The following is a 2,284-nucleotide window of genomic DNA, read 5'->3' as shown; positions in this document are numbered from 1 at the left end:
GCGCGGAACTCGACCGCGCGCTCGGCGACGCCGGCTGAACCCCGCCCGGACCCCACCCCACCCGCCCACGGAGGAGAGCACGATGAACGGCAAGAAGATCCTGGTCACCGGGGGTACCGGACAGGTGGCCGGCCCGGTGGCCAAGGCCCTCGCACGGGACAACGAGGTCTGGGCGCTCGGCCGGTTCGGCGCCCCCGGGTCCGAGGAGTCGCTCACCGGGCACGGCGTCACCACGTTCCGCTGGGACATGGACGACACCGGCGACGACACCCTCAAGGGCCTGCCCGAGGACTTCACCCACGTCATCCACTCCGCCGTACGACGCGGCGAGGACGGCGACTTCAACACGGCGATCGAGGTCAACACGGTCGCCACCGCCCGCCTGATGACCCACTGCCGTACCGCCGAGGCGTTCCTGTACGTGTCCACCGGAGCCCTGTACGCGCGTCGGACCCTGGACCACGCGTACACCGAGGACGACCCGGTCGACGGGGTCGCCGACTGGCTGCCCGTCTACCCCGTCGCCAAGATCGCCACCGAGGGCGTGGTCCGCGCGTACGCCCGTACCCTGCGTCTGCCCACCGTCATCGCCCGTCTCAACATCGCCTACGGGCCCGGCGGTTACGGCGGCGTGCCGATGCTGTACTTCAAGCGGATGCTGGCCGGCGAGCCGATTCCGGTGCCCGTCGAGGGCCAGAACTGGTGCTCCCTGCTGTACACCGACGACCTGGTCGACCAGGTGCCCCGGCTGTGGGAGGCCGCGTCGGTGCCGGCCGTCCTCACCAACTGGGGCGGTGACGAGGCGGTCGGCATGACCGACTGCGTGCGCTATCTGGAGGAACTGACGGGGGTCGAGGCGAACCTGGTGCCGAGCGAGGTCACCCGGGAGACCTACCGGTTCGACCCGACGACGCGCCGGCGGCTGACGGGCCCGTGCACGGTCGGCTGGCGCGAGGGCATCCGCCGCACCGTCGAGTCCATGTACCCCGAGTACACGAAATGACGAGGCCGACGAGTATGACGAGGATGACGAGGAGTTCAGACCCGGTGACGACACGGCGGAGCAACATCCAGCTGATCCACGCGGCCTACCAGGCGTTCCGTGCCCGGGACGTGGACGCGCTGCTGGCCGTCCTCTCCGAGGACGTGGAGTGGATCCACCCCCAGGGGATGCGTGAGTACGGCCTCGGCGGCACCAAGGTGGGCCACGCCGGGGTCAAGGAGTTCCTGGCCCATGTGCCCACCGTGCTGGGCGGGATGCGCCTGCACCCGCTGGAGTTCGTCGAGTCCGGCAACCGTGTCGTGGTCTTCGGCATCCGGGACGTCACCTCGCGCTCCGGGCACACCGAGGCCCTGGACTTCGTGCACTCCTGGACCCTCCGGGACGGTCTGGCCGTCCGTATGGAGGACATCTTCGACACGGTTGTCTTCCACCGGCTGATCGAGAGCTGACGGTCCGTCATGACGTACGCCTATCTGGGCCCGGAGGGCACGTTCACGCAGGCGGCGCTCGGCCGGGTCGTGCCCGCCGGGCGGGGCCGTCCCTACCCCACGGTCCCCGCGGCGCTGGACGCGGTGCGGCGCGGGGACTGCGCGGCGGCCATGGTGCCGCTGGAGAACTCCGTGAAGGGCGTCGTGCCCAGCACCATGGACCAGCTGGTCTCGGCGGAACTGCACATCACGGCGGAGGTGGAGATGCCGGTGACGTTCGCGCTGATGGCCCGCGACGGCACCGGACTCTCCTCCGTCACCGAGGTGTCGAGCCATCCGCACGCGCTCGCCCAGTGCGCGGACTGGCTGGCGGAGCACCTGCCCGAGGCGCGCGTACGGCCCGTCGAGTCCACGGCCGCCGCCGCGCGCGAGGTGGCCGACCCGGCGTCGGCGGCGGGGGGCGCGGCGGTCGCGGCACCGCTGGCGGCGGAGCTGTACGGCCTGCGGACCCTGGCCACCGGCATCGGCAGGCAGGCCCGCGCGGTCACCCGGTTCGTCGCGGTGGCCCCGGCGGGGTTCCCGCCGGCCCGGACCTGGCTGGACCGTACGTCCCTGATGGTGAACCCCGGCGACGGCCCCGGCCGGCTGCTGGGCATCCTCACCGAGTTCTCGTCCCGGAACATCGAGGTCAGCCGGCTCCACTCCTGGCCCACCGGGGACCGTCTCGGCAGCTACCGCTACTTCATCGACATCGACGGCCACATCGAGAACCCGCCCGTCCGCGAGGCGATGTCCGCGCTCGCCGGGCTGGGGGCGGGGGCCCGTTTCCTGGGCAGCTATCCGCGCTGGGGGC

3 protein-coding genes are annotated in these 2,284 nt (G+C 71.9%); all 3 read left to right on the top strand.

Annotation, left to right across the window (positions count from 1 at the left end; translation table 11 throughout):
* Positions 1-82 precede the first annotated feature (82 nt).
* Positions 83-1,003 (top strand): NAD-dependent epimerase/dehydratase family protein, encoded by a 921-nt coding sequence (locus AOK08_RS11775; RefSeq protein WP_055525449.1) that lies wholly within the window; start codon positions 83-85, stop codon positions 1,001-1,003.
* A gap of 44 nt (positions 1,004-1,047) precedes the next feature.
* Positions 1,048-1,452, top strand: a complete 405-nt coding sequence (locus AOK08_RS11770; protein ID WP_241826921.1) for a nuclear transport factor 2 family protein — start codon at positions 1,048-1,050, stop codon at positions 1,450-1,452.
* Positions 1,453-1,461: 9 nt separating this feature from the next.
* Positions 1,462-2,284: prephenate dehydratase (pheA, locus tag AOK08_RS11765; RefSeq protein WP_055525447.1), on the top strand; the 823-nt coding region annotated here is incomplete at its 3' end.

Source organism: Streptomyces graminilatus, assembly GCF_001418565.1.
Taxonomy (GTDB): domain Bacteria; phylum Actinomycetota; class Actinomycetes; order Streptomycetales; family Streptomycetaceae; genus Streptomyces; species Streptomyces graminilatus.
This window is presented reverse-complemented; position numbering and strand designations above follow the sequence as displayed.

Bases quoted from the DNA above. Each gene is read 5' to 3' on its own strand.
- AOK08_RS11775 (WP_055525449.1), top strand. From the start codon at position 83: ATGAACGGCAAGAAGATCCTGGTCACCGGGGGTACCGGACAGGTGGCC.